The organism is Kribbella antibiotica (assembly GCF_004349055.1).
Classification (GTDB): Bacteria; Actinomycetota; Actinomycetes; order Propionibacteriales; family Kribbellaceae; genus Kribbella; species Kribbella antibiotica.
In genome coordinates, this window is the sequence record NZ_SMKX01000100.1 from 1 (window position 1) to 24,029 (window position 24,029).

Consider the following 24,029-nt stretch of genomic DNA (forward strand, 5'->3'; position numbering starts at 1 on the left):
GGGCATGCGAAAGGCCGGTCCCGGGGGACCGGCCTTTCGGGGTGGTGCTTAGAACTTGTAGGCGTCTGACGCGGCGTCGCCGTGGCAGCGCTTGTACTTCTTGCCGGAGCCGCAGGGGCAGGCGACGTTGCGGGGGGTGCCCGCGTACATCAGGGAGCCTTCGTCGACCGCGTCGCCCATGACGGAGACTTCGTCGTCACCGTCGATGGTGGGTGCGGAGTAGGTCAGGCGCTGGGGCTTCTTGTCGCCGGTCAGGCCCTTGGCGCGCAGGCGCGGGGTGTCGCGGGGACGCTCCTCGTCCTGGACGCGGCCGGGGAACTCCGCCACCGGCGCACCGGGGGTGAGGATGTCCTCGACACGGCGGCCTTCGAGGCCGGCACCGCTGAGGTCGAGGTTGACGCCCGCGGCCTCGGCCTGGGCGGCGGACTCCATCTCGGCGCGCATGGCCTCGATGTCGACCTCGACGTTGAAGATGAAGGCGACCGACTCTTCCTTGATCGACTCCATCATCGTGGCGAACATGTCGTAGCCCTCGCGCTGGTACTCGACCAGCGGGTCGCGCTGCGCCATCGCGCGCAGGCCGATGCCTTCGCGCAGGTAGTCCATCTCGTAGAGGTGCTCACGCCACTTGCGGTCGAGCACGCTCAGTACGACGCGGCGCTCGAGCTCCCGCATCGCGTCGGTGCCGAGGAGCTCTTCGCGGCGCTCATAGGCCTCGCGGGCGTCCTCGTTGAAGCGGTCGATGAGGAAGTCCGAGGTCAGACCGGCCTTCTCGCCACCGGCCTCCTCGATCAGGCTCTCTTCGGTCAGCTCGGTCGAGTAGAGCGTCTTCATCGCGGTGAACAGGGCGTCCAGGTCCCAGTCCTCGGCGAAACCGTTGGCGGTCGCGCCCTGGACGTAACCGGTGACGGTCTCCTCGAGCATGTCCGAGACCTGCTCGCGCAGGTCGGCGCCCTCGAGCACGCGGCGGCGCTCGTCGTACACGACGTGCCGCTGGCGGTTCATCACGTCGTCGTACTTGAGGATGTTCTTGCGGGTCTCGAAGTTCTGCGACTCGACCTGGCCCTGGGCTGACGCGATCGCCTTGGTGACGATTTTGTTCTCCAGCGGCTGGCTGTCGTCCTCGTTGCGCGACATCGCCCAGTCGACCATCTCGCGCTTGAACAGACGCATCAGGTCGTCTTCCAGCGACAGGTAGAACCGGGACTTGCCCGGGTCGCCCTGACGGCCGGCGCGACCGCGCAACTGGTTGTCGATCCGCCGGGACTCGTGCCGCTCGGTGCCCAGCACGTACAGACCGCCGGCCTCGCGGACCTCGACCTGCTCGTCCTTGACCTGCTTCTCGAACTGCTCGAGAACCTTCGGGTACTCGTCTTCGTACTGCTCCGGGAACTCGGCCGGGTCGATCCCGCGGGCCCGCAGGTCCTTGTCGGCCAGGTGCTCGGGGTTGCCGCCGAGGATGATGTCGGTACCACGGCCGGCCATGTTGGTGGCGACCGTGACGGCGCCCTTGCGGCCTGCCTCGGCGACGATCGCGGCCTCACGCGCGTGCTGCTTCGCGTTCAGCACCTCGTGCGCGATGTTCTCCTTACGGAGCTGCGCGGACAGCCGCTCGGACTTCTCGACGCTGGTCGTACCGACCAGGATCGGCTGCCCGGTCTCGTGCACCTCGACGATGTCCTTGACCACCGCGTCGAACTTGGCGTCCTCGGTGCGGTAGATCAGGTCCCGCTCCTCGACCCGGATCATCGGCTTGTTGGTCGGGATCGGTACGACGCCGAGCTTGTAGACCTTGGAGAACTCCGCGGCCTCCGTCATCGCCGTACCGGTCATGCCGGCCAGCTTGTCGTAGAGGCGGAAGTAGTTCTGCAGCGTGATCGTCGCGAGGGTCTGGTACTCCTCCTTGATCTCGACCTTCTCCTTGGCCTCGATCGCCTGGTGCAGACCCTCGTTGTAGCGGCGGCCGTGCAGTGTCCGGCCGGTGTGCTCGTCGACGATCAGCACCTCGTCGTCGACGACCACGTAGTCCTTGTCCTTGCGGAACAGGTCCTTGGCCTTCAGCGCGTTGTTCAGGTAGCTGATCAGCGGGGTGTTGGCCGACTCGTACAGGTTGTCGATGCCGAGCCGGTCCTCGACCTTCTCGATGCCGCGCTCGAGGATGGCCACGGTGCGCTTCTTCTCGTCGACCTCGTAGTCGGCGACCGGGCGCTGCTCCTCGGGGATCTTGTCGTCGGCGATCCGCGGCTTCAGCACGGTGGCGATCTTGGCCATCTCGACGTACCAGCGCTGGGAGTCCTCGGCCGGTCCGGAGATGATCAGCGGGGTCCGGGCCTCGTCGACCAGGATCGAGTCCACCTCGTCCACGATCGCGTAGTTGTGCTCGCGCTGGACGCAGTCCTCGATGCTGGAGGCCATGTTGTCGCGCAGGTAGTCGAAGCCGAACTCGTTGTTCGTGCCGTAGGTGATGTCCTTGGCGTAGGCCACCCGGCGCTCGGCCGGCGACATGTCCGGCAGGATCACGCCGTAGTCGACGCCGAGGAAGTGGTACACCCGGCCCATCCACTCGGCCTGGTACTTGGCCAGGTAGTCGTTGACCGTGATCACGTGCACACCGCGGCCGGACAGCGCGTTCAGGTACGTCGGCAGCGTGCCGACCAGCGTCTTGCCCTCACCGGTCTTCATCTCGGCGATGTTGCCCAGGTGCAGCGCGGCCCCGCCCATGATCTGGACGTCGTAGTGGCGCTGGTGCAGGGTCCGCTTGGCGGCCTCCCGGACCACGGCGAAGGCCTCCGGAAGCAGCGCGTCGAGGGACTCGCCGTTCTGGTGGCGTTCCTTGAACTCCGCAGTCTGACCCCGCAACTCCTCGTCCGTCATGTTGACGAAGTCGTCCTCGATGGAGTTGACCACTTTCGCGATGCCCTGGAGCTGACGCAGGATCTTGCCTTCACCGATCCGCAGGACCTTGTCGAACACCTTCATGGTGGGGAGTTCTCTCCTTGCTGCTGTCGCCTGGTTGCGGCCGATGCCGACGGGCACGACCGACCCGCTGGAACGGCGTGCGCCCCCTATCGTACGGGGCGAGGTGTGCCAAGCCACGCCCGCAGCGTGCCCTCGCCCGTAACACACCCACGCTCAGGCGTGCCCAAAAGTTCCCGTTGCCGCGTCAACTACCCCGCAGAGCGTCACTCAGCGCTGGCGCCAAGTCACCGCCACCGGCCACCCAGACCTGGTCCAGACCCATCCAGCCCGCCATCTGCACCAGCTCGGCCGCCAACTCCTCAGCGGTCTCGGCCGGCGCCTTCGGCTCGGCGTGGGCCGACTGGACCAGCAGCACCCCGGCCGCCCGGTCCGCCTTGAGGTCGACCCGGGCCACCAGGCGGTCCCCGAGCAGGAACGGCAGCACGTAGTAACCGTGGACCCGTTTCTCGGCCGGGACGTAGATCTCGATGCGGTAGCGGAAGTCGAACAGGACCTCGGCCCGGGTCCGCTCGAACACCAGCGAGTCGAACGGGCTGACCAGGGCTCGCGTGTTCACTCGCCGCGGCAGCCGCGCATCCCGGTGCAGGTACGCCGGGCGCTTCCACCCGTCGATCTGGACCGGCAGCAACTCCCCCTCCTCCACCAACTCCGCGATCGCCTGCGCGGTCGGAGCAGGCGCCGTACGGAAGTAGTCCTTGAGGCACTGCGCGGTCGCAACGCCGTGCGCCCGGGCTGCGATCGACACCAGCCCACGGTGCGCCTCGTCCAGGGTCGGCGTCGGCGTCTCGATGACAGAGCGTGGCAGAACCCGCTCCGGTACGTCGTACTCCCGCTCGAACTGCTGGTTCCGCCGAGCGACCGTGACCTCGCCGGCGAAGAAGAGGAACTCGAGAGCCCGTTTCACATCCGACCAGTTCCAGCCCCAGTGCTCGCGGGACCGCTCCACGTCGTCGTCGATCTGCCGAGCGGTCAGCGGACCGTGCTCCCGGACGTCGGCCAGCACCTGCTTGACCAGATCCGGACGCTCCTTGGCGATCGACCGCGGCCCACCCCACGCCTCCGTGGCCGCGCGTGCCATCCGCCACCGCATCAGCGGATGCGTCTCGACCGGGATCAGCGATGCCTCATGCGCCCAGTACTCCACCAGGCGTCGCGGTGACTTCCCGGAGGCCTTGTCCAGCACTTCCCGCGGATACGGGCCCAGCCGCGAATACAACGGCAGGTACTGCGCTCGGCTCAGCACGTTCACCGAGTCGATCTGGATCAACCCGATCCGGCCGAGCACTCGCCCGAGCGCTCGCGCGTCCGGAACGCCCTTGGGGCGCGGGTCCATGAACCCCTGGGCAGCCAGCGCCACCCGCCTGGCTTGGGCCGTCGACATCACCTGGGTACTCACCCGAAAGATCCTGCCAGGGGCCGCCGACAAAATTCCGCTCGCCTCAGGGCGGGCGGGTTCAGGCTGGCGGGTTCAGGCGCGGACGACGGCGTGGCCACCAGGTCCGTGGCCACCACCGACGAGGCGGCGAACCCGCCAGCACCGCCAGATGGACCGCCGCAATCGGCATCGAAATGAAGAGCATGTCGAATGGCCAATCGACGGTCTCCGGGGCGAAGAGCCACCAGACTCCGGCGACCAGGTAGCCGGCGGCGGGGATCAGGAGCCAGGGGTTCCGGCGCTGGACGGTGAGCGCAACCATGGCCACCCAGCTGCCCAGTCCGATGGTGACGACGGGGATCAGCGCGGCCCCGGCCTTGATGGCCACCTTGCGCCACGAGGACGGCGGCGCCAAGGGCACCGCCGGGAGCGGGACAACCGCGGGCCCCGGAGTGAAGGGCAGCGCCGGAATATCGCCGGCGGGGCGCCTGGCGAGGTCCGCGGCTGAGGTCGGGCTCGTGAGCAGGGTCGGGTCCTCGCGAGCGATCCGAGCGGCCAGCTCCCGCAGCTTCAGCGACGGCTCGCGACCCTCCACCCGCTGCAGCCGGGCCGCAATCTCCTCGAACTGCCGCAAAGCGTCGTCCCGGCGTCCAGTGCGGTACAGCGCAAGCAGGAAGGTGGCGCGCGCATCCTCTCGCAGCGGGTTCCGGGCGACGTGGTTGGCCAGCTCCGGCAGCAGCTCGTCCTGGAGACCCTGGCCCAGCTCGATCTCGAAAAGCTCGTCCAGAACGTCCAGCCGGGTCTCCTCCCGCTGGATGCGCGCCGGGTCGAACAGCGGGCCACGGTACCCCTCCAGAAACTCACCGCGCCAGAGGTCGAGACCAGCGCGGAGCCGGCCGGCTGCGTCGAGAAGGTGGCCACGGGCATGCGCGGCCCGGCCGCTGCGCACGGCGTCCTCGAAAGCGAGCACGTCGACGTTCTCGCGGTTGGCGCAGAGCATGTAGCGGCCATCGTTGAGCTGAATCAGCGCGCCCTCGGTGCCTGGACGGCGTTCCGGGTCGAGCAGGTCGCGCAGCGCCGTGATGATGGCGCGGGTCTGCTCCGGTCCGTCGTCCGGGATGGCGTACTGCCAGCCGGCCTCGAGCAGGTCGGTCATCGGCACCGGTGCATTCGGGGCGAGCAGCAAGCCCGCCAGGACCCGTCGCTGCAGCTCGGAACCGACATTCAGCACGGCGCTGCCCCGACGCACGGTCAGGGGGCCGAGGACGTCGTACCGGATCTCGTTCATCGCTGCGAAGTTTAAACGGGCGGGAGGATCAACAGCCGCTCACGCAGTTCGCTGGAGACGCGCATCAGGCCGCGGGTCTGCAGTTCCTGGACCGACCAGAACGGCCACCAGGTCCGCGACTGGATGATCAGCGCAGCCTCTCGGGCGCCTACGCCCTTGATCGTGATCAGAACCTCGACCGGGGCAGTGTTCAGGTCGACCAGGCCGCCGTCGTCGGTCCCCAGCATGAGATCGGGACGGCCGATGCCAGCCGTTCGCAGTTGATCCGGAGCCCGGCGAGCGATCTTCCGCCAGCGCCGCCGTAGCTTCGCTGCCTCGCGTGTCCACCGACGGCGTGGCCACCAGGTAGACGGCCACCAGCGCTGGTCCGGAGAACCCACGATCGCGACCAGATAGCAGGATTCGGCGAGGAGCACGATGCCCAGGGCTTCGTACCGGCCCGTTGCGAGCGGTACGACCGAAGCAGCCAGCGAGAGCACCGCCGGCACCACTAGGCGGTAGTCCTTCCGCTGGTGCCCCATCACGGCCAGCGCGAAGGGCGTACCGAATCCGCACGTCACGAACGGCAGCACGGCCGCCAGGAGCCGCTCGAAGAGCAGGCCGGACAGCTCACGCTCGGGTTCAGGCGCAGTGGACACCTGAGGCACCTCGGGGTCGGCCTTCGGGACAACCGGCAGGATGAGGTACGGCTCGAAGTACTGGATGCGGTCGCGCAGCGTCCTGAGCGCCGCCGACGGTGGGAAGTTGCGGGCCGCGGCCAGCCGGGCCTCCAGCTCGGCGTACTCCTGGAGTGCTTCCACCTGCCGGCCCGAGCGGTACAGGGCGACCATGAGCGCGCCCCTGACACGCTCACGCAATGGGAACTCAGCCGTGGCCGCATACAGCTCCGGCAGCACTTCGAAGTGACGCCCACAGGCCAACTCGGCCTCGAACAGGTCCTCCATGGCCGCGAGCCGCAGTGCACCCAGCCGTCCCCGGGCCACGTCGAGTAGCGGATCGGTCAGCCCTTCCAACGGCAGCCCACGCCACAGCTGCAACGTCTTCCGCAGCATCGCAGCTGTCTGCTCGCGCAGGTCCTGTGACCGCAACCGGCGGGCCGCCGCAATGCCGTCCTCAAAGACGAACGTGTCCAGGTCGTTCCGTGCCACCGCCAGCAGAAAGCGACCGTCGCTGAGCTCGATCAGCGAGCCGTCCGAGCCCGGCGGCCGATGCGGATCCAGCAGATCCCGTAGCTCCGCCAGCGCGGCCCGAACCTGTACGGCGGGGTCCTCCGGCTTGTTCGACCAGTCCGTCTCAGTGAGCTGCGCAACGGCAACAGGTGCATTCGCGTGCACCAGCAGCCGACCCAGGACACGTCTCTGGAACTCGCTGTGGAGCGCGAGCTCACCGGACTGCAGCCGAACGGCCAGTCCCCCCAGGATCCGGAACCGCATGACCGCGGAGTCTACGGGGCCAGGCGGTCAGGAGGCAGCGTCAGCACTCGGCCGCGCAGCTCCGCAGCGACGGCGACGACACCTCGGGTCGCAAGCTCGTCGACACTGGCGAAGGGATTCTCCAGGCGCTCTTGAAGGATGCGGCCCGCCACTTCCGGTGTGACACCTGGCAGCGTGGTCAGCACCTCGGCCGGCGCGCTGTTCACGTCAACCAGACCTCCGTCATCGGTCCCACGGCCGAGGTCTGGGCGGCCGACGCCGGCCAGGCGTGCAGCATCCGGGTCGTGCTGGGCCCTCCGACGCCAGTGCTTGCGCATCCGCGCCGCTGCACGGTCTCGGTGATTGCGGGGCAACCAGGTGCGCGGCCACCAACCGTGTGGGGGCGCGATCAGCTCGAGGAGCAAGTGGGCCACGGACAGGAGGACCAGCGGGCCGGCGATGAAGACCTCGTCTCCGCCCAGTGGGGAGGTGACGAGCAGAATCGGGGCAGCGGCGTAGCCGACGGCTGTCAGTAGCGACCACCTGCGCTGCTCGATGCCGCGGGCAACCAGATAGACCGCTGCGCCGGCACCGCAGGTGAAAGCCGTAAGTACCAGGGTGAAGACCACCTTGCCCAGCACTTCCGGAGCGGATTCCTCCGGCAGCGGCTCGGGTGGCTGTGCCACCGGCGGCGCCACTGGCAGCATCAGCAGGGGGTCGGATCTGCGGATGCGCGCCCGGAGCACCTTCAGGGCAGTGGGCGGACGAACCCCGAGTGTCAGGAGCTCGTCGTACGCGGCCAGGGCCTGTGGCTTCCTGCCAAGCCGGTACAGGGCGACCATCAGGTCGGCCCTCAGACGGAGCCGGAGCGGAAACTCGGCGACCAGTGCGACGAGCTCCGCCAGGACCTCCTGGTGGCGGCCGCGGGCGAGCTCCACCTCGTACAGGTCGTCTACGACGGTGAGGCGCTGTTCCTCGAGGCGGCGGCGCGCCCGGTCGAAGGGAGGGCCGTCCAGTCCGGCCAACGGCTTGCCGCGCCAGAGTGCCAACGCCGCCCGGTAGGCCTCGGCCGACTCGTCGCGGCGATCTCTGTCCCGAAGCTTGCGCGCCCGGGCGACGGTGTCCTCGAAGCGGAGTAGATCCAGCTCGTCACGCTCCATACAGAGCATGTATCTGCCGTCGCTGAGTTCGATCAGTGCACCGTCGGCGCCCGGCGATCGGTGCGGGTCCAGCAGCTCTCTCAGCTCGTCGACGAACTGATGGGCCCTTGGCCCGCCAACCCTGGCCGGCGCATTCGGATGCAGGAGCAACTGCGCCAGCACCCGACGCCGGTCTCCCACTGGGACTGCAGCCCCGTCGCGGCGTACGGCGAGCGGTCCGAGCAGCTCGTACTCAACAGCTCCCATCCAGGCCCCCCAGGTCTGTTCCGGAGCTGGATCCTACGACGCGGGCAGGACCACCAGGAACGTTGCGACGGCGTCCGGAAGAGGCGACGGGAAGAGTTCTCGGTCGGCCAGGTCGTCGACTGTGCTGAACCGGCCTTCGCGTTCGCGGCTGGCGACGATGAGGGCCGCGTGCTGGGCGGTGATGCCGGGGATCCGGGTGAGGACGCCGGCCGGTACGTCGTTCGGGTCGACCAGGCCACCGTCGTCGTACTCGCGCTGCAGATGCGGGCGGCCGATTCCGAGAGTGCGGGCGTGCTCGGGGTCACGGGCAACGACCTCTCGGGCGCGCTGGCGCTGGTCGAGAGCGGCGAGACCGCGGATGCGGCGTACCGAGATGGGTGCGACGGCGGTGGCGAGCTGAATCGAGCCGACGACCGTGACCAGGAGGACGAGCACCAGTCCGAGGTTGTTGGCGACGCTGGCATCGTCCACAGCGCCGGTGAAGAAGAGGACGACGCCGATCAGCCAGATGACCAGATAGAGCGCGGCCAGTTGGGTGAGCCGACGGTTACGGCGCAGGTAGGCGACGACCCCCAGCAGGACGGCAGTGCCGAAGCCGAGCGTCACCAAGCCGATCAGGACGGCGGACGCCTTCATCAGCACGCGTCCGGCCAGTGGCCGCTGCGGCGGGATCACATCGGTCAGGCTGACCGGCCAGCCGCGGCCGAGCGCCCAGCTACGGCCATCCCGGCGACCGGCCGCCGTACGGTCTGCAGATTGCTCACGCACGATGTCGGCACGCTCCTCGGACGCCGCAGTACGGCGTTCTTGCAGTTTCTTCCGGGCTTCGTCGAACAACGGCCCGCTGTGACCCTCGAACGGGTCTGAACGCCAGAGCTGCAACGCTTGTTCCAGCTCCCGCGACGCATTGTCCAGCCTGCCCGCCTTGCGCTCTTCGAGCGCTGCTTGCAGATGGACCTCGAACTCATCGACGTCCGAGCTACCAGGAGCCACCACCACCCGGTAGCCACCGTCTTCCAAGGGCAGCAGGTTCCCGGCGGCCCGCGGTAGCCGGTCCGGCTCGAGGACGCGGCGCAGGCCGGCCACATACTTCTGAACGACGTTCGTGCCGTTCACCGGCGGTTCGTCACCCCACACAGCGGCAATGATCCGAGCGGTCGGCACTACCTCGTTGGGCGCGGCCAGTAGCGTCGCGAGCACCGCCTGCTGCTTGGCCGGACCCAGTTGCAACTGTTCCTGGCCACGGGTGACTCGCAAGGGCCCGAGCACCTCGAACCGGACCGGCGCGTCGCTCACCGGCGCAGTCTAGCGGCGCGAGGTCATAACTCCGGTATTACCGCAAGTGAGAGGTGCGCTACCTGTCGTAGCCGAGAGAGGGTCATCGCAGAGGTCGTGCCGCCCGCACGTCCGCTAACCCCTGGAGTGTGAGGCATGACAGGAAGACTCGTACGCGCCCTTGTGGCCGCTGGAGCCCTGACCGCAGCGTCGCTCGGCGCAGTGGCGACCACTGCGACCGCAGCACCGGCCCCGGACGGCCCGAAGACCCGCATCGTCGGTGGAACTGTCGCCCACACCGCGGACACCCCGTGGGCGGTTGCGCTCAACAACAGCGGGTCGCCGTCGCCGAGTGGTCAGTGGTGCGGCTCGACACTGGTCGCGGCGAACAAGATCGTCACCGCCGCGCACTGCGCCGGGGAGGCAGCGTCGACGTACACGGCTATCCAGGGACGTGACGTCCTCACCGCGGCCGGAGGCCAGGAGTCCAAGATCAGCAGCATCTGGGTCGACCCGGAGTACGGCAAGCAGGCCGGCCACGACGTCGCCGTACTGACGCTTGCGACGCCGTTCACCGGCGTACCGACGCTGGCGCTCAACACCGACAAGGCAGCGGACGCTGCCGGCGCCGCCTCGGTCGTGTACGGCTGGGGCGCCACCGAGGGCACCGGCCCGGAGGACACCTTCCAGAAGGTCGACGCACCCGTCCTGGGTGACGCGTACTGCGAGAAGGCATACGCGAGCCAGGGCTACTCGGCCGAGGGTGAGATCTGCGGCGGCTTCGAAGCCGGCGGCAAGGACTCGTGCCAGGGCGACTCCGGTGGCCCGCTGGTGCTGAACGGTCGTCTGTTCGGCGTCGTCTCCTGGGGCGTCGGCTGCGCGGACGCCGGTAACCCCGGTGTCTACGCCGAGGTGGCGACGTACGCGGCCGAACTGCAGGCGCAGATCGGCTAGTACCCAAAAACCTTCACAGGCCTAGTCTCGACAGCACAGGGCGAAAGGCCCGGGTTCCGCGAGGAGCCCGGGCCTTTCAGTGGTAGGTCAGACCGCTAGGCGGATCACGCCGTAGTCATAGCCGCGTCGCCGGTAGACGACGCTGGGCTGGTTGTCGTCGGCATCGACGAACAGGTAGAAGTCGTGCCCGACCAGTTCCAGCTCGTAGAGGGCCTGGTCAAGGGACATCGGCTTGGCGGTGTGCGTCTTCTCGCGCATCACCAGCGGACCGTCTCCGGTGACGGTCAGCGAACCGACCTTGTACGTCGCCACCTCGTCCTCGGCGGCAGTGTCCTCCAGCACGGGCGCGTTGCCGGTCACCGGCTGCTTCGCGTTGAGGGCCCGCAGACCCTCCGGGGTCCGTCCACCGTGCACGCGGCGGCGGTCGGCCGCCTTGCGGACCTGGGAGCTGAGCCGGTCCAGGCACACATCGAAGGCTGCCTGCTTGGTTTCACCACATGCCTCGGCGCGGACCACCGGGCCCTTCGTGTACATCGTGAGCTCGACACGCATCGCGCGATCGTGCTGTCGCGGGTTCTTCTCCTGGCTGACTTCCACCTCGCACCGCAGTACCCGGTGGTCGACCTTCTCGATTCGCTCGAGTTTTTCCTCGACGTACTGCCGGAAGCGGTCACTGACCTCGCAGTGATGACCCTTGACAACGACGTCCACGGAAACCTCCATCGATCGGCGACTTCTTCTTACGTCTCCGGACCCCCGACGGTTCGGAACACGACTCCTTGGTCTGATTACGGATGCTGGGGAGCCCGAAACGAAAGACACCCGTGATGAAGCCGGTCGGAGCCCGTGGCCAGGAATCCGGCTGATCCGGTCCTGCGCCACTCGACTGCTCGACAAGCCCAAGCGGGTGTCATGCACCAACGCTAGTCGGCTTCGGCGAAAACCGGTAGAGAAGTTCTCATGAACCAGACGGCAACCGTCTCGCGGTTGCGGCGATCACGGCGCAGCCGAGCACTGGAATTCCCCGTGTTTCCACGGCGCGGCAGGCTTCCGCGAGCGTGGAACCGGTGGTGATCACATCGTCGACGACAATGATCGGTTGATCCGTCAGGGGTTCAGCCCAGCGCGAACGAAGCCGGAAAGCCCCGTCCAGGTTGGCGGTACGGCGTTCTGCGGACAGGCCGGCCTGGTCGTCAGGCCGCCGTACGAGCCGTAGTGCCGGAGCGAGCCGGGCGTTGATCCCCTGTCGCCGCAGGGCGCGCGCAGCAGCCCTCGTGATCCGGCTGAGCGGGTCATGCCCGCGCTGGCGAACTGTTGCCCCAGCCGACGGGACCGGCACCAGCCAGACGCCCTGCTGCTCCCCCAGCACCGCCTGCACCGCAGCCGCGAGCGCTACGCCGAGCGGACGGGCCAGTGGATACCGCGCGTTCTCCTTGTGAGCGATGACGAGTCGCCGGACCTCATCGCCGTACGGCGCGGCCGCTGTCGGCGGCGCGAGACCAGCCGGCGGTGGATCCGGCCAAGCACGGAACGGAGTCACTCGCCCCAGGAGACCCCGGCAACCATCACACAACGTCACACCGGGCGCTCCGCACCCGGCGCAGTCCCCGCCGAGCAGCAGATCGACCGCAGCACTCCACACCCCACCACCTTGACCACTCCGCAGGCCGTCCACAAGCGACATCCGGCCGCCTGTGGAAAACCTCGGGAATTCAGCCGGGGTAGTTCGGGATCAGACCGTTGGCGAGCTTCTCGTCAGTGGGGTTGACCCACTGCAGGTCACGGCCCTGCCAGTGCAGGCTGCCGTCGACGTCCTCGAACGCGGGCAGAATGTCCGGATTCGGGTTGGAGGCGATGGTCTTGATCCCGAACGGTGAGCTGCTGCCGGGCAGCGGCTGCGGGTTGGAGCCGTCCAGGTTGACCAGCCAGGGCTGCGCGAGCGGGTTGGAGGCGACCTTGCCGGCGACCAGGACGCCCTTCTTGTACCAAGCCGCGTCGGTAATGTTGGTCAGCGGCATCTGGAGGTCCCGGAACTGGTCGAGCACCAGGCCCTTGCCGTCGTCGGCGGGCCGCACCGTGGCAGTCTGCACGGTGTTCTTGCCGGTCTTGGCCGACTTCAGCACCAGCAGGGCGCGGACACCGTCCGGCGCCATCCGCAGCACCTTCGGTACGTCGCCACGGAAGTTGGCCCGCACCACCTCGACCTTGTTGTCCCTGGTCCGGACCCGCAGCCGCGGCGTTGCGCCGTCGGCCCGGTCCAGGATCCACAGGTTGTCCGAGTTGTCGTAGCTGGGCCGCAGCGTCCGGCCCTCGATCAGGGTCGTCAAGGGATCCGCGGCATTGCTCTTCGGCGCCGGCTCGGCGAGTTTCGCCACGGCGACCACGCGCTTGCCGTCGCTGTTGGTGGTGACGACTGCGCCGGTGTCACCCTTCAGGTTCACGGCGAAGGACTCGGCGTCCAGGTTGTAGAGCGGGCTTTCGTTGAGTGCGCGCGCGGCCTGCTCGGAGGCACCGTCGAGCCCCTCGACCCGCTGCACCTTCCCGGCGAGCAGGCCGTACAGGTTTGCCGAAGCGTTGGTCGGAGCCGCCGGATCGGCGTCGGTGACGGTGACGGCGGAGAACTGAATCACGCCCGGGCTCTCCGGCAGCAACGGTGCACCGTTGACCGTGATCTTGACCTTCAGACCGATCTGGTTCAGCGTCCAGACGATCTGGGCGGCCAGCTTGTGCCGATCGTCGTCCACCAGTTGACCGGCGGTGTCGTTCAGGGCCACGGTCGCCTCACCGAGCTCGACCGGCACCGAAACCTGGAGGGCCGCTCCCGGCGGTGCGATCGAGACGGCACCGTTGCCCAGCCGCTTCGTCGGGCCCTTCAGCAGCTCCTGGATCAGCTGGGTGGCGGCCTGGCCCGGGGACAGGTTGTTCTGCGGCAGGTAGACCGGGTCCGGGACCAGGGTCTGGCGGTCCCGGTTGAAGAAGTACAGGTCCCGCGGTGCGAGCTTGGCCGCGACCTGGTTGGTCCCGAGCAGCACGCCAGGCGGCACCGAGTCGACCCGCCACTGCCCGCCCACCTTGACCATCGTGAAGGGGAACTCGAACTTCTTCGGGGTCACCGCGGCCGGCAGCCACTCCCCGCGGTCGTCGATGGTGGCGACCTTGGTCGCCGTCAGGACGAGGTTGGCTTCCTTCGGCGTGATGGTGTCGTCGCCCTGGTCGTAGACGACCGTGCTGGCTTCGGGCTTCCACTTCGCTGCGGCCGCCGGCGTCATGTACAGCCGGGCCTGGCCGAAGGACTTCCTGGAGTCCGACATGGCCTCCAGGAAGCCGTCCACGATCGTCTGCGCCTCGGCACCCTCAGGTGGCGGTTTGGCCTCGACACCGACGCCACCCGGATCCGATGCCAGGCCCTCCCGGCTGCTGTTGCGGATCGCGCCCTTGGTCGGCACAGTCGCGCAGCCGGTCACCAGCAGCAGTCCGGCCAGCAGCACTGCGAGCAAGCGGAGCCTCACAGCTCCTCACCACCTGTCAGCTTCTGGTACGGCGCTCCGACGTCCACCAGCGACTTGTCCGTAATCACCCGTACGGCGTCCGCCGGGCGCGCCGGAAGCGGTGAGCCGGCCAGTGCAACATCAGGCCGGCGCGGAATCGTCAGCCGGAAGTATGCGCCCTCGCCAGGTGCGCCCCAGGCATCCAGCCGGCCGCCATGCAATCGCGCGTCCTCCAGCGCGATCGACAGGCCGAGCCCAGTGCCGCCGGTGGTACGGGCACGCGCCGGGTCGGCCCGCCAGAACCGGCTGAACACCATCTCGGCCTCATCGGTCCGGAAACCGATGCCGTGATCGCGAACTGCGACAGCCGCTGCGTCGTTGTCGAACGCCGTACTGATCCGGAGCGGCAGGCCCTCGCTGTGCTCGATGGCGTTGCCGATCAGGTTCCGCAGGATGCGCTCGATCCGCCGGGCGTCCACCTGGGCGCGGCACGGCTCCGGCATGTCGAGCTGCACCTCGCAGCCCTTGCGCTCCAGCAGGGTCTCGTAGTTCTCCAGCACGCGGTTGACGATGTCGCGCAGATCCACGTCCTCCAGATCGAGTGCGGCCGCACCGGCGTCGAACCTGCTGATCTCCAGCAGGTCTGCCAGCAGCTCCTCGAAGCGGTTGAGCTCGTTCTGCAGCAGCTCGATCGACCGGCGGGTCAGCGGGTCGAACTCGTCGCGGCTCTCGTGCAGGAGGTCAGCGGCCATCCGGACTGTGGTCAGTGGCGTGCGCAGCTCGTGGGAGACGTCGGAGACGAACCGGCGCTGCAGCCGGGACAGATCCTCGAGCCGACGAATCTGACGCTGCAGGTTGCTGGCCATCTTGTTGAACGAGACCGCCAGGCGCGCCAGGTCGTCGGTACCGCGGACTTGCATCCGCTCCTCGAGCTTGCCGGCCGCAAGCCGCTCTGCGATCCGCCGGGCCATCCGGACCGGCGTGACCACCTGTCGGGTGACCAGCCAGGCCACTGCGCCGAGCAGAACAACCAGGAGCAGTCCCGCTGTGACCAGTGCGCGCTGCACGACGTCCAGGGTCTCCTGCTGCGCAGTGAGCGGGAACAGGAAGTACACGGCGTACCGGTCCTGGGTGCTGGTGACTCGCAGCTGGGAGCCGATGACCAGACCAGGCGCACTGGTGTTGTCGTTGTACTTGATGACTGTGTAGGTGTCCCAGAGCTTGCTGTCGTTGCTGTTGACCGACGACTCCAGAACCTGCGGCACCGACTCGCTGTCGACCAGACCGGTGTAGCGGATAACGTTCGAGCTGCTGTTACCGCTGATCGGCGACAGCACCACGTCGTACAGGCCGGGGCGGTTCGCACCGAGGACCAGCTCGGACAGCCGCTGGTTGATGGTGGTCGGGTCGGCCGAGTTCAACGTGGAGGTCAGCGACGAGAGTTGCGCGACGGCCTCGGCCTGGGCACTGGCCCGACGGGCCTCCAGGACGCCGTCGGTGACCTGGCTCATCATCACCCAGCCGACCAGCAGCAGGACGACCGTCGACATCAGCAGGGTGCCGGTCACGATCCGGGCCTGGATGGAGCGTCGCCAGATGTCCGGCCAGTACTTCGGGTGCGTACGCCACAGCGGCTGTGGGTAGGCATGCCATTCAGCCGCTGCGGTCGTCAGCTCCACCTCGGTACCGCGCGGCTCGGCCACCACCTGCTCAGGCGGGACCGTCTGCTCCGGCCCCACCTGGTTGGCGGGGTCGAAGACAGCCTGCGACTCTTGGTCGCGTCCGTACTCGATCAGTCTGCACCGGCCTTGTAACCGACACCGCGGACCGTCACGACGATCTCCGGGTGCTCCGGGTCCTTCTCGATCTTGGAGCGCAGCCGCTGGACGTGCACGTTGACCAGGCGGGTGTCGGCGGCGTGCCGGTAACCCCAGACCTGCTCCAGCAGCACCTCACGGGTGAACACCTGCCACGGCTTGGAGGCCAGGCAGACCAGCAGGTCGAACTCCAGCGGCGTCAGCTGGATGGTCTCCCCGCCGCGCTTCACCGAGTGGCCGGCCACGTCGATGGTGAGGTCGCCGATGGTCAGCGACTCCGGGCCGGGCTCGTCCATCCGGCGCAGGCGGGCCCGGATCCGGGCCACCAGCTCCTTCGGCTTGAACGGCTTGACCACGTAGTCGTCGGCCCCGGACTCCAGGCCGAGCACCACGTCGACGGTGTCGCTCTTGGCGGTCAGCATCACGATCGGCACCCCGGACTCGGCCCGGATCGCCCGGCAGACGTCGATACCGTCCATCCCGGGCAGCATCAGGTCGAGCAGCAGCAGGTCCGGCTTGAACTCCCGGAACGCCGGCACCGCCTTGTCACCGGTCGCGCACAGATAGGTGTCGTACCCCTCGTTGCGCAGCACAATGCTGAGCATCTCCGACAACGCAGTGTCGTCGTCGACGATGAGAATGCGACCCCGCATCGTCCGGTTACCATCTGCCACGCGCTGCTCCTTGCCGTCCGACTCGTCGTGCGCCCGGTGAATGCCGTCCGTACGCACTACGGATAGTGTCCCATTCCCTGGGTAGTGCACACGCCGGATCGCCGATTGACCCCGGTTTGGGCTGTGATCATGGTGCACAGCCCGGCGACGCGACAACTCGGGGTGCATCCACAGGGCGGAGGGAGGCGGACATGAGCGACGACATCAGGCTGCATGAGGACGCTGCAGCCGAGCCGCTGCGACCCTGGCTGCCGGCCGATCTGCTCGACAACGCAGCCCGGACCATCTCCGACAACAAGACAATCATGCTCGGTCTGCCGGTGCTCGCGGCGGTCGCGCTCCTGGTCGTCCAGGCCGCGCTGACCGAGGTCGCCGTACCGGGTGGCATCAGTGGGTTCTTCGGTGCGGAGGACCCGTTCGAGCAGGCCGGTGGGGCATTACTACTGACGTACGGCGTTCAGCTGGTGCTGTTTGCGGTTGTGTCGAGCACGCTGGCCGGGATCATCGCTCTGGCCGCAGTCCGCAGCCAGCTCGGTCATCGGGTCAGCCCTGCTGAGCTTCTGCGGCTGGTGCGGCCCACACTGCCCGCACTGGCAGCGGTGGGGCTTCTGCAGTCGCTGTCGTTCCTGGTACTGATCGGTGGCTGGATGCTGGCCGTGTTCGGGATCGGAGCCGGAGCGGAGTCGGCGATCTCAGGTGCTGCGGCCGGTGTGGTCGCCGTGGTGCTGATGATGGTCGGCGGAGTGCTCGTGCTGATCTTCGGTGTCCGGCTGGTGCTGGCCGGGACGGTCGTTCTGATGGAGGGCAAGCACGCCCCGGACATCGGGCTGTACATCCCGGCCCGCGTCGGCATCTGGGGTGCGCTGCGGCGTTCGTGGCAGTTGGTGAAGGGCAAGTTCTGGCGAGTGATCGGCATCCTGATCTTCGGCAGTGTGGTGGTCAACATCGTCAGCTACGCGCTGCAGTTCGGCGTCACGACGCTGGTGATCACCGTGGGCTCGTGGGCCGACTCCAGCGACAGCACCGGCGGCACGGTGATCGCCATCGCGGTCGGCGCGGCGGCTGGTGTCGCGACCGTGCTGACGCTGATCGCGAGTCTGGCGTTCATGTCCGCCGTACAGGCTCTGGTCTATCTGGATCTGCGGATCCGGCGTGAGGGCCTCGACCTGTGGATGCGTCCGTCCCTGCGCTCGGGAGGTACTGCGTGATCTTCGCCGAACCGCCGGTCGACATACTGCGCGACCAGGCTGCCCGCGAGGCCGCGGAGGAGCTGTCCAAGTCCGCCTACCGGCAGTCGGGTGGCTCGCTGATCGAGCGCGCCCTCAACAAGCTGGTGGAGTGGATCGCCGACCTGCTGGACGGCGTCACCGGCGCCTCCCCCAACGGCCATGCCGGGCTGGTTCTCCTGGTCGCACTGATCGCTCTGATCATCGTGGTGGTGCTCTGGCGAGCCGGAGTGCTCCGGACCAGCAAGCGCGGCACGAAGCAGCAGTCCGTGTTCGACACCTCCAGGCCTCGGAGCGCTGCGGAGTACCGGGCACAGGCCGAGCAGGAGGCGTCGGCCGGCAACTACACTTACGCGGTCCGCAGCCGGTTCCGGGCCTGTGTCGCCGAGCTGGTCGAGCGGACCATCCTGGATGATCGGGCCGGACGGACGGCGTACGAGGTGGTTGCAGATGCCGGGCGAGTTGCGCCGACACTACGTGACGCCCTGCAGCCGGCTGCACTGACCTTCACTGAGGTTGTCTACGGCAACCGTCCAGGCAATCCGACCCGGTACGCCGTAGTGGTGCGTGCTGATGATGCCGCCCGTACTGCGAAGCTCAAGGTGGCTGGATGAGCACGAGTGTTGCCGTGGGGCGGGGTGCTGCGGAGAGTTGGCGGGCGTTGCGGAAGCCGCTGCTGATCACAGGCGTCGTCGTACTGGTGGGGTTGATCGTGCTGGTCTTCAGCGTTGCCAGTACGTCGGGACCGTTCAGCCCGGACTCGACTGAGCGCGACGGTGCGCGTGCGCTGGCGAACCTGCTGAAGAAGCATGGCGTGAATGTGCAGGGGACGGAGCGCCTGGACAATGCGACGGAGCCTGGTGCCGGCAAGGCGCTGCTGATCGGACCGAACGGTTCACTCGATCGCGACGACTGGCAGCGCATCAAGGCCGCCGGGTGGAGCCACCTGATCCTGATCCGGCCGGGCGCTCGTGAGCTGGACGCGCTCGCACCAGGAGTGAAGACCGCTGGTCCGGTGCTCAGCTTGGCCAGCCGGGAGCCGGACTGTGATCTCAGCGCTGCAGTAAAGGCTGGGAATGTGACGGCCGGTGGGACGACGTACTCCGCGCCGGCCGGCGCCAAGGCGTGTTACGGCGACGGAATCAACCACACCGTGATCCGGATCGAGTCCGGCGGCCAGATCGTCGATGTGGTCGGCACGTCGCGCTCCTTCACCAACAGCGAGCTTGCCGACGACGGAAATGCCGCACTGGCGCTCAACCTGATCGGTACGCACCAGGAGCTGACCTGGTACCTGCCGCAGTGGGAGAGCAGCGGTGCGGACGACGAGGGCAGCGACGGACCGCCGCTGGTCCCGCCGGACATCCGCTACATCGGCTGGGCGCTGGCGTTCGCCGTACTGGTGGTTGCGGTGTGGCGTGGTCGCCGGCTCGGACCTGTGGTGATGGAGCGGCTGCCGGTGATCGTGCATGCGGCCGAGACCACCGAGGGTCGTGCGCGGCTCTATCGGCGCGCGCGTGCTCATGACCGGGCCGCTGCGGCGCTGCGAGAGTCGGCGCTTGCCCAGCTGCACAAGGCGCATGGCATCCCGCGGCGAGCCGAGCCGAGCGCTGTGGTGGCCACACTGGCCGCACGCACCGGCTGGGACCCGAACACCTTGTACGAGGCGCTCTACGGCATGCCACCGCAGGACGACGCCGCACTGTTGCACTTGTCCGACGTACTCGACGTACTCACGCAGGAGGTACGACACCCGTGACCACTACTGAGGTCAGTGCCGACCAGGCCAGGCAGGCGCTGGTCGCGCTGCGGACCGAGATCGGCAAGGCCGTCGTCGGGCAGGAGACCGCGGTCACCGCACTCGTGCTGGCGCTGCTCTGCCGTGGCCACGTGCTGCTGGAAGGCGTACCGGGTACGGCGAAGACGCTGATGGTGCGGGCGCTGTCGATGGCGATGCGGCTGGAGACCAAGCGGGTGCAGTTCACTCCGGACCTGATGCCTGGTGACGTGACCGGGTCGCTCGTGTACGACGCCAAGACGAGTGAGTTCGAGTTCCGGCCGGGTCCTGTCTTCACGAACATCCTGCTGGCGGACGAGATCAACCGGACGCCTCCGAAGACGCAGGCCGCGCTCCTGGAAGCCATGGAGGAGCGGCAGGTCACTGTCGACGGTGTCTCCCGCAAGCTGCCGTCGCCGTTCGTCGTGGCGGCTACCCAGAACCCCATCGAGTACGAGGGGACCTATCCGCTGCCGGAGGCGCAGCTGGACCGGTTCCTGCTCAAGGTGACGCTGGACATCCCGCCGCGTGACGCTGAGATCGCCGTACTGACTCGTCATGCGCAGGGATTCGACCCGCGCGATCTCGAGGCGGCCGGACTGCGGCCGGTGGCTGGGCCGGAAGACCTGCTGGCCGGACAGAACGCCGTACGGCGAGTTGCAGTCCGCGAGGACGTTCTCGCGTACATCGTCGACCTGTGCCGCGCGACTCGGCAGTCACCGTCATTGCAGCTCGGAGTGTCGCCGCGTGGTGCCACTGCGCTGCTGCACGTCTCGCGGGCGTGGGCCTGGCTGTCTGGCCGGGACTACGTGATTCCGGATGACGTGAAGGCGATGGCGCGTCCCTGTCTGCGACACCGCGTGCAGGTGCGCCCGGAGGCCGAGCTCGAAGGCGTCAGCCCGGATGCGGTGCTGGAGAGCGTCCTCGCGACCGTGCCAGTGCCACGCTGATGGTTCTCACAGGCAGGGCTGGGCTTCTGGCTGGTCTCGGGGTGGTGTTCGTCGCTCTGGTGATGCCTAGCTGGTCCGGTGTCGGTGTAGTCATCGGCGTGGTCTTTCTGGTGTGCCTGGTCGACCTGTTGCTGGCTGGGTCGCCACGACGACTACAGCTCAGTCGCGAGGGCGACACTGCCGTGCGGCTTGGTGAGCCGGCTGCGGTGAACCTGCTCGTCACCAACCCGGGCCGGCGGATCCGCGGGCTGCTGCGCGATGCGTGGCCGCCGTCGGCCGGCGTACAGGATCCGCCGCACAAGCTGGACCTGCCGAATGGTGAGCGGCGTCGGCTGACGACGCATCTGGTACCGACCCGACGTGGCGACCGCCATGCGGATCGAGTGACGATCCGTTCGATCGGTCCGCTCGGTTTTGCGGGTCGGCAGGGCGGCCATCAGGTGCCGTGGACTGTGCGGGCGCTACCGCCGTTCAACAGCCGCAAGCACCTGCCGTCGCGGCTAGCGCGGCTGCGCGAGCTAGACGGCCGTACGGCGCTGATGGTGCGCGGGCAGGGGACAGAGTTCGACTCGCTGCGGGACTACGTGCCGGGTGACGACGTGCGGAGCATCGACTGGCGTGCCACGGCCCGCCGCGGCAACGTCGTACTGCGCACCTGGCGCCCCGAGCGCGATCGCCAGGTCGCCATCGTCATCGACTCCGGCCGCATGTCCGCCGGCCGCGTCGGCGACGCCCCCCGCCTCGACCACGCCATGGACGCAGCCCTACTACTCGCTGCCCTCGCAACCCGCGCAGGTGACCGAGTCTCCTTGCTGGCTTGCGATTCCGCCGTACGAGCCGACGTACGACGCCCTGCGCCCGAGGACGTCCTGCCGTCGTTCGTGAACGCCCTGGCCAATGTGGACGCCGAGCTGGTGCAGACCGACTTCCGCGTCGTCGTCTCCCAAGTCCTGGAGCGCCTAGGCCAGCGCTCCCTGATAGTCCTCCTCACCGGCCTCGACCCCGCCGTCATCGAGGAGTCCCTCCTCCCCGTCATCGGCCCCCTCCTGAAGCGCCACGTCATCGTCCTGGCCTCAGTAGCCGACCCACGCCTGACCGAGCTCGAGGCCACCCGTAGCGACCTCATTGAGGTCTACAACGCCGCCTCCGCCGCCAGAACCCGCCTAGACCGAGACCGCGTCACCGCAGTCCTCACCCGAGCCGGCGTCACCGTAGTAGACGAAAACCCGGACCAGATAGCCCCCGCCCTCGCCGACACCTACCTAGCCCTCAAAAAGGCCGGCCGCCTGTAGGTGGGCCTCGAAGGTCTTGCGGTGGGTGCTGGTGAAGTCGTGTTCGCGGCGGGACCAGGCGATGCGGTCTGCGCGTTGCTCCGGTGTGACTGCGGCGCTGGTTTCGGTCCAGAAGCGGACGTTGCGGGACTGGCGTTCCAGGACTGCGTCGACGAGGGCGTTGCGCTGGGGTGGGGTGGCGTCGTAGGCATCAGCGAGGGCTCGGACCTGGGCAGCTTGGCGCGCTGGGTCGTTGTGTTTGGAGGCTATGCACCAGGTCCAGGCGGCGTAGCCGAGGTCTTCCAGCGGACTGCCGGGAGCTGCGGTGTCGAAGTCGATGAGCGCGACCGGGAGATTGTCTTGGAAGACCGCGTTGTTGGGGCCGGGGTCGTGGTGGCAGATGACCTTGTTCGGGCCGGAGCGGGTGGCGTCGTGGAAGGCTCGGAGGAGGCGGCCGAAGGCGGCTAGCTGGTCGTTCTGCCAGCGCTGGAAGGCTCCCACTTCTCCTTCGAGGTAGCTGAGGATGTCCCGGCCTTCCTCGTCCAGGCCCAGGTAGCGGGGCGCACCGGCGAAACCGCGGGCCTCTAGGAGGTGCAGGAGCTCAGAGGTTCCAGGGGACGCAGGGCGTCGTACGGTGTTGCCAATCCGTACGACGCCTGGGGTGATCCGGCCGGGTCGCATCTACTGGGTCGGGCGGGCCTGGGCGAAGGTCCAGTGGTGGCCCTCTAGGTCTTCGGTCTCGTACTTGCGGTAGCCGTGCTGGTGGATTTCGGAGAGGATCTTGGCGCCGGACTGCTGGGCCCGGGCGAAGTGGGCGTCGAGGTCGTCGACGTAGATCCAGGTGCTGTGGTCGTGTTGGGGTGCGCGAGTTCCGGAGCGCTGGAACAGGATGACACTGCGGTCGCCGACGTTGAGCTCGACCCAGGATGGCGTGGCGCCCTCAGAAGGGATGCTGGTCCACGAGGTGAGCCCGAAAGCGGTGTGGAGCCAGCGGGCCGCAGCTGCGGGGTCTTCGTAGTACAGGGCCACTCCTAGCCGATCGAGCTCGCGGGGCGTGTGCGGAGCGGTGTCGCGGCGAGCGAGCCAGGTGGGGAACCAATGAATGACATTGGTCCAGAAGTAGAAGGCCTTAGAGCCGTCGGGGAGCAGGGTCTGTACGACGGTGACGCGGGTGCCGTCGCCGACGGGCTCGAAGCTGATCCGGGTCTCGGTGTCGTCGACCGAGCTCCGGTAGGCGAACAACGAACCGGGCTGCCAGTCGGTGATGCGGCCGAGCTCTAGGACATCATCCGGCGGCGTGTAGACCTCCAGGAGGCGGCCGCCGACACCCGGCTCGATCTGCATGGCGGTGGCCCGAGCGGCGTCGAAGAAGTTGATCGGGCCGCGCACCCACCACAGGTCGATCTCTTCGGTAAAGATCCGGAAGGCGGTCGCCGGATCGGCCGAGACCTCCACAGTCGCTGTCGCTGACAATTCGGTCATGAGTTCTCCACATGTCGTTTGAAGGCGCCCAGCTGCTCGCGCCAGTGCGCTTGGACCTGGTCGAGCCACGCCTGTACGGCGACCACGGGCTCGGGGTTCAACCGGAACAGCCGGACGCGGGCGTCGTCGGGCACCCGCTCATCGGCGACCAGTCCAGCCTCGAGCAGGATCCGCAGATGCCGGCTCATCGCAGGCGATGACGACCCGGTCGCCGACGCCAGTTGCCCAGCCCGCTGCGGTCCCTCGCCGAGCAACTGAACGACCTGCCGCCGGGTCGGATCGGCGAGGACCTCGAAGAACCGGTCGACCTGAGCTTGCGTCATACCGCAATAGTTCTATCATTCGTTAACTATTGTCAACCCCTCGAAGGACCCTCGGAGTTTGATTGGATAGCCCCATGAGTGAGAGAGATGTTGAGAAGGACTACACCGTCGCCGAGTTCGCCGCCAAGCTCCGCCGGCTCGCCGACGCCCTCGAGACCGGCAAGCCGTTCCGGATCCAGATTGCCGGTGAGCGTTTCACCGTCCCGCAGAACGCGAAGATCAGCGTCGAGCACGAGCGCTCCGAGGACGAGGAAGAGGTCGAGTTCCAGCTGAAGTGGTCGCTCGCCGACGCCGACGAGGAGCCCGCGGACGACGACGAGGTGTGACCCACC

21 protein-coding genes are annotated in these 24,029 nt (G+C 68.0%); 7 read left to right on the forward strand and 14 right to left on the reverse strand.

Annotated features, from left to right (window positions below; all coding sequences use genetic code 11):
- Window positions 1–48: 48 nt before the first annotated feature.
- The 6 genes from secA to E1263_RS27960 form a co-directional block, all read right to left on the reverse strand.
- Complete coding sequence (secA, locus tag E1263_RS27935) at window positions 49–2,979, reverse strand: preprotein translocase subunit SecA (protein ID WP_132172632.1); 2,931 nt, start codon at window positions 2,977–2,979, stop codon at window positions 49–51.
- Window positions 2,980–3,163: 184 nt separating this feature from the next.
- Window positions 3,164–4,360, reverse strand: a complete 1,197-nt coding sequence (locus E1263_RS27940) for a winged helix-turn-helix domain-containing protein (RefSeq protein ID WP_132172687.1) — start codon at window positions 4,358–4,360, stop codon at window positions 3,164–3,166.
- A gap of 73 nt (window positions 4,361–4,433) precedes the next feature.
- Entirely contained in the window at window positions 4,434–5,642 is a 1,209-nt protein-coding gene (locus E1263_RS27945; RefSeq protein ID WP_132172634.1) for an AfsR/SARP family transcriptional regulator, read from the reverse strand.
- Between the two features lie 11 nt (window positions 5,643–5,653).
- Window positions 5,654–7,075 (reverse strand): AfsR/SARP family transcriptional regulator, encoded by a 1,422-nt coding sequence (locus E1263_RS27950; protein ID WP_132172636.1) that lies wholly within the window; start codon window positions 7,073–7,075, stop codon window positions 5,654–5,656.
- Between the two features lie 11 nt (window positions 7,076–7,086).
- A complete protein-coding gene (locus tag E1263_RS27955) occupies window positions 7,087–8,460 on the reverse strand; it encodes an AfsR/SARP family transcriptional regulator (protein ID WP_132172638.1) in 1,374 nt (457 codons plus the stop codon).
- Between the two features lie 33 nt (window positions 8,461–8,493).
- Window positions 8,494–9,756, reverse strand: a complete 1,263-nt coding sequence (locus tag E1263_RS27960) for an AfsR/SARP family transcriptional regulator (protein ID WP_132172640.1) — start codon at window positions 9,754–9,756, stop codon at window positions 8,494–8,496.
- Between the two features lie 135 nt (window positions 9,757–9,891).
- Here E1263_RS27960 and E1263_RS27965 point away from each other — a divergent pair, with 135 nt between their 5' ends.
- Window positions 9,892–10,689, forward strand: coding sequence for a S1 family peptidase (locus E1263_RS27965; protein ID WP_132172642.1), 798 nt, complete (start codon window positions 9,892–9,894; stop codon window positions 10,687–10,689).
- Window positions 10,690–10,776: 87 nt separating this feature from the next.
- On the opposite strand, the gene hpf is transcribed toward E1263_RS27965, so the two are convergent.
- From hpf to mtrA, 5 genes are all read right to left on the reverse strand, one after another.
- Window positions 10,777–11,400, reverse strand: coding sequence for a ribosome hibernation-promoting factor, HPF/YfiA family (gene hpf / locus E1263_RS27970; protein ID WP_132172644.1), 624 nt, complete (start codon window positions 11,398–11,400; stop codon window positions 10,777–10,779).
- 247 nt (window positions 11,401–11,647) lie between these two features.
- The gene (locus E1263_RS27975; protein ID WP_132172652.1) at window positions 11,648–12,373 is read right to left on the reverse strand and encodes a ComF family protein; all 726 of its coding nucleotides are present in this window, start codon (window positions 12,371–12,373) and stop codon (window positions 11,648–11,650) included.
- Window positions 12,374–12,401: 28 nt separating this feature from the next.
- Window positions 12,402–14,198: an LpqB family beta-propeller domain-containing protein gene (locus E1263_RS27980; protein WP_132172654.1), complete on the reverse strand. Its 1,797-nt coding sequence runs from the start codon at window positions 14,196–14,198 to the stop codon at window positions 12,402–12,404.
- Window positions 14,195–15,916: an MtrAB system histidine kinase MtrB gene (gene mtrB / locus E1263_RS27985; protein WP_238161584.1), complete on the reverse strand. Its 1,722-nt coding sequence runs from the start codon at window positions 15,914–15,916 to the stop codon at window positions 14,195–14,197. Before mtrB ends, E1263_RS27980 begins: the two co-directional genes overlap by 4 nt.
- Window positions 15,917–15,969: 53 nt before the next feature.
- Window positions 15,970–16,647: an MtrAB system response regulator MtrA gene (mtrA, locus tag E1263_RS27990; RefSeq protein WP_132172691.1), complete on the reverse strand. Its 678-nt coding sequence runs from the start codon at window positions 16,645–16,647 to the stop codon at window positions 15,970–15,972.
- Between the two features lie 212 nt (window positions 16,648–16,859).
- Here mtrA and E1263_RS27995 point away from each other — a divergent pair, with 212 nt between their 5' ends.
- From E1263_RS27995 to E1263_RS28015, 5 genes are read left to right on the forward strand one after another with little or no spacing between them, the layout of a single operon-like run.
- Window positions 16,860–17,876, forward strand: a complete 1,017-nt coding sequence (locus E1263_RS27995) for a hypothetical protein (protein WP_132172656.1) — start codon at window positions 16,860–16,862, stop codon at window positions 17,874–17,876.
- On the forward strand, window positions 17,873–18,508 hold the full coding sequence (locus E1263_RS28000; RefSeq protein WP_132172658.1) for a DUF4129 domain-containing protein: 636 nt from the start codon (window positions 17,873–17,875) through the stop codon (window positions 18,506–18,508). The genes E1263_RS27995 and E1263_RS28000 overlap by 4 nt, the downstream gene beginning before the upstream one ends.
- The gene (locus tag E1263_RS28005) at window positions 18,505–19,653 is read left to right on the forward strand and encodes a DUF4350 domain-containing protein (protein ID WP_132172660.1); all 1,149 of its coding nucleotides are present in this window, start codon (window positions 18,505–18,507) and stop codon (window positions 19,651–19,653) included. The genes E1263_RS28000 and E1263_RS28005 overlap by 4 nt, the downstream gene beginning before the upstream one ends.
- A complete protein-coding gene (locus E1263_RS28010; protein ID WP_132172662.1) occupies window positions 19,650–20,621 on the forward strand; it encodes an AAA family ATPase in 972 nt (323 codons plus the stop codon). Before E1263_RS28005 ends, E1263_RS28010 begins: the two co-directional genes overlap by 4 nt.
- Window positions 20,621–21,913, forward strand: a complete 1,293-nt coding sequence (locus E1263_RS28015; protein WP_132172664.1) for a DUF58 domain-containing protein — start codon at window positions 20,621–20,623, stop codon at window positions 21,911–21,913. The genes E1263_RS28010 and E1263_RS28015 overlap by 1 nt, the downstream gene beginning before the upstream one ends.
- Here the strand turns inward: E1263_RS28015 and E1263_RS28020 are convergent.
- From E1263_RS28020 to E1263_RS28030, 3 genes are read right to left on the reverse strand one after another with little or no spacing between them, the layout of a single operon-like run.
- Window positions 21,884–22,573, reverse strand: coding sequence for a phosphotransferase (locus E1263_RS28020; protein WP_132172666.1), 690 nt, complete (start codon window positions 22,571–22,573; stop codon window positions 21,884–21,886). The genes E1263_RS28015 and E1263_RS28020 overlap by 30 nt on opposite strands.
- A complete protein-coding gene (locus E1263_RS28025) occupies window positions 22,574–23,374 on the reverse strand; it encodes a VOC family protein (protein ID WP_132172668.1) in 801 nt (266 codons plus the stop codon).
- On the reverse strand, window positions 23,371–23,697 hold the full coding sequence (locus E1263_RS28030) for an ArsR/SmtB family transcription factor (RefSeq protein WP_132172670.1): 327 nt from the start codon (window positions 23,695–23,697) through the stop codon (window positions 23,371–23,373). The genes E1263_RS28025 and E1263_RS28030 overlap by 4 nt, the downstream gene beginning before the upstream one ends.
- 74 nt (window positions 23,698–23,771) lie before the next feature.
- Between E1263_RS28030 and E1263_RS28035 the strand changes: the two genes are divergently transcribed.
- A complete protein-coding gene (locus E1263_RS28035) occupies window positions 23,772–24,023 on the forward strand; it encodes an amphi-Trp domain-containing protein (RefSeq protein WP_132172672.1) in 252 nt (83 codons plus the stop codon).
- The last annotated feature ends 6 nt before the right edge of the window (window positions 24,024–24,029 follow it).